Annotated in this window: 3 protein-coding genes; 1 reads left to right on the top strand and 2 read right to left on the bottom strand. The window is 67.9% G+C overall.

Features of this window, described 5'->3' with window-relative positions:
* Positions 1-33 precede the first annotated feature (33 nt).
* Positions 34-1,800: a proteasome ATPase gene (gene arc, locus AB0917_RS33870; protein ID WP_366823545.1), complete on the bottom strand. Its 1,767-nt coding sequence runs from the start codon at positions 1,798-1,800 to the stop codon at positions 34-36.
* Between the two features lie 240 nt (positions 1,801-2,040).
* Between arc and AB0917_RS33865 the strand changes: the two genes are divergently transcribed.
* Positions 2,041-2,352 (top strand): ferredoxin, encoded by a 312-nt coding sequence (locus AB0917_RS33865; protein ID WP_366823544.1) that lies wholly within the window; start codon positions 2,041-2,043, stop codon positions 2,350-2,352.
* 17 nt (positions 2,353-2,369) lie between these two features.
* On the opposite strand, the gene AB0917_RS33860 is transcribed toward AB0917_RS33865, so the two are convergent.
* Entirely contained in the window at positions 2,370-2,945 is a 576-nt protein-coding gene (locus AB0917_RS33860) for a hypothetical protein (protein WP_366823546.1), read from the bottom strand.
* Positions 2,946-3,097: the final 152 nt, after the last annotated feature.

Here is a 3,097-nt window from a genome sequence, read left to right as displayed (position 1 = left end):
GCCCGGTCCGGGCATCCGCAGCCGGTCGGCGTATTACAGGTATTGGCCGGTATTGGCCACTGTGTCGATGGAGCGCCCGGTGTCCGCGCCCTGCTTTCCGGTGACGAGCGTGCGGATGAAGACGATCCGCTCACCCTTCTTACCGGAAATCCTGGCCCAGTCGTCCGGGTTGGTGGTGTTGGGCAGGTCCTCGTTCTCCTTGAACTCATCCACACATGCCTGGAGGAGGTGGGAGACGCGCAGACCCTTCTGTCCTTGTTCGAGGAATGCCTTGATGGCCATCTTCTTTGCCCGGTCGACGATGTTCTGAATCATCGCGCCGGAGTTGAAGTCCTTGAAGTACAGGACTTCCTTGTCGCCGTTGGCGTACGTGACCTCCAGGAAGCGGTTCTCCTCGGACTCCGTGTACATCCGCTCCACGACGGACTGGATCATGGCGTAGGCGGCGGCCGGCCGGGAGCCGGTGTGCTCGGCCAGATCGTCCGCGTGCAGCGGGAGCGACGGGGTCAGGTACTTCGCGAAGATGTCCTTCGCGGCCTCGGCGTCCGGACGCTCGATCTTGATCTTCACATCGAGTCGGCCGGGCCGCAGGATGGCGGGGTCGATCATGTCCTCGCGGTTGGAGGCGCCGATGACGATGACGTTCTCCAGGCCCTCCACACCGTCGATCTCGGCGAGCAGCTGCGGGACGATGGTGTTCTCCACGTCCGAGCTGACGCCGCTGCCACGGGTGCGGAAGAGGGACTCCATCTCGTCGAAGAAGACGATGACGGGCGTGCCCTCGCTCGCCTTCTCCCTCGCGCGCTGGAAGACCAGGCGGATGTGCCGCTCGGTCTCACCGACGTACTTGTTGAGGAGCTCGGGGCCCTTGATATTGAGGAAGTAGCTCTTCCCCGCGGGCTGCCCGGTCACCTCGGCGACCTTCTTGGCGAGCGAATTGGCGACGGCCTTGGCGATGAGCGTCTTGCCGCAGCCGGGCGGGCCGTAGAGCAGGATGCCCTTCGGCGGTCGCAGTTCGTGTTCCTTGAAGAGGTCCGGGTGGAGGTAGGGCAGCTCGACCGCGTCGCGGATCAGCTCGATCTGGTCGCCCAGACCGCCGATCTTGTCGTAGTCGATGTCCGGAACCTCTTCGAGGACGAGCTCCTCGACCTCGCTCTTGGGGACCACTTCGTAGACGTAACCGGACCTGGAGTCCAGCAGCAGGGCGTCGCCGGCGCGGATGGTGATGTCCAGCAGCGGTTCCGCGAGCCGCACCACCCTCTCCTCGTCGGTGTGCCCGACCACCAGGGCGCGCTCGCCGTCCTCAAGGATCTCCTTGAGGGTGACGATGTCCCCGGCCCGCTCGAACTCCATGGCCTCGACCACGTTGAGCGCTTCGTTGAGCATGACCTCCTGGCCGCGCCGGAGGTCCTCGAGCTCGACGCTGGGGCTGACGTTCACCCGGAGCTTGCGGCCCCCGGTGAAGATGTCGCAGGTGCCGTCCTCGTTGGCCTGCAGGAAGACCCCGAAGCCGGCCGGTGGCTGTGCGAGCCGGTCGACCTCCTCCTTGAGGGCCACGATCTGGTCACGCGCCTCACGGAGCGTGTTGGCGAGCCGCTCGTTCTGTGCGGACACACCTGCCAGATTCGTCTGCAACTCGACGATCCGCTCTTCGAGAATCCTCGTATGACGCGGAGAGTCGGCGAGCTTACGTCGCAGGACGGCGATCTCCTGCTCGAGATAGGCAACCTGGCCGGCCGGGTCTTCTGACCCTCGCGCGGGCCGGATGCCGCGGTTGATGTCGTCGTCGTGGGCTGCCACGGTCCTCACCTCCTCCATGGGGAGCTGGACGCTTCCTGACCCTACCTGGGTGGGTGGTGATTGAAACCCCTAGATCACAAAGACTGCGGGGTGTGTCCGATCTTCACCCTTGCGCTCTCCCTCACGTCAAGGGAATACCCACCCTTCGGCATCGGAAAGCCGCCGGTTGTATCGTCGAAGCGTTCAACACCCGTCAGGGCTGGCTCCAATTGGTTCGGATACGCAGGAACGGCAGGACACATGACCGTGCAGCAGGACTCGCCGGGCGACAGTGACAAGCAGGACCTGGAGGTCTGGATCGACCAGGACCTCTGTACGGGCGACGGCATCTGCGTGCAGTACGCGCCGGAAGTCTTCGAGCTGGACATCGACGGCCTGGCGTACGTGAAGAGCGGGGACGACGAGCTCCTCCAGGACCCGGGGGCCACCACCCCGGTGCCGCTGACGCTCCTCCAGGACGTGGTCGATTCGGCCAAGGAGTGCCCCGGGGACTGCATCCACGTACGGCGTGTGAAGGACAGCGTCGAGGTGTACGGGCCGGACGCGGCCTGATCCGAGGGGGCGGCCGCTCAGACGGCGCGCGCGAGGTCCCCGGAGGTGCGGACGAAGGCGTTGCCCTGCCACCGCCAGGAGGCCTGCTCCTCCTGGTCGGGACAGCAGCGGGGCACCTCCAGCGAGGAGTAGCCGAGCAGGGTCGCCGAGACGCGTCCCTCGCGTACGGCGAACTCCCCGACGGTCTTCCTGTCGGCGGGGTCCACCAGGGTCGCCACGATCCGGGGTGCGGCCCCGCTCGACTGTGTCAGGACGTAGATGCCGCTGGGCGGGGTCCCGGAGCCCGCGTCGCAGTGGACCACGGCGACGGTTTCCGGCCGCCCGTCCCCGTCGAGGTCTCCGGGGGCCTGCTTGGCCACGGTGGTCCCGGCGCCGCCGCACTCCAGGGGGAAGTCGACCCGGGCCGGGTCCGGGGCGGCCACGGGCGCGCCCTGCCGGGCCCCCTGCTCGGGGGCCGTGGCGGTGGCCGTGGCCGTACGGGGCTGGAGCAGCCCGGCCAGGGCGACGACGCCGGCCATGGCCGCGGCCGTGGCGAGCCAGTGCACCGGCTTCGTGACGGTGTGCGCGAGGTCCGGGAGCGCGGAGGTCTGCACGCGGTCTGTCTCCATGTGATTCCTGGGGCCCCGGGGAGGGGGTGAGGCCACCCCCGAGGGGTGGCCAGCATCGTGCCACACCTCACACGCGAGGGGAACGGCGGGGTGTGCGCCGGTCTCGGCGGCCGGGCGCCTGCCCCGCCGCAACGCGA

Origin of the sequence: Streptomyces sp. NPDC007346 (assembly GCF_040703535.1) — a bacterium.
GTDB lineage: Bacteria > Actinomycetota > Actinomycetes > Streptomycetales > Streptomycetaceae > Streptomyces.
Note: the sequence above shows the minus strand (reverse complement) of the source record. Positions and strands in the feature narration are given on the sequence as shown.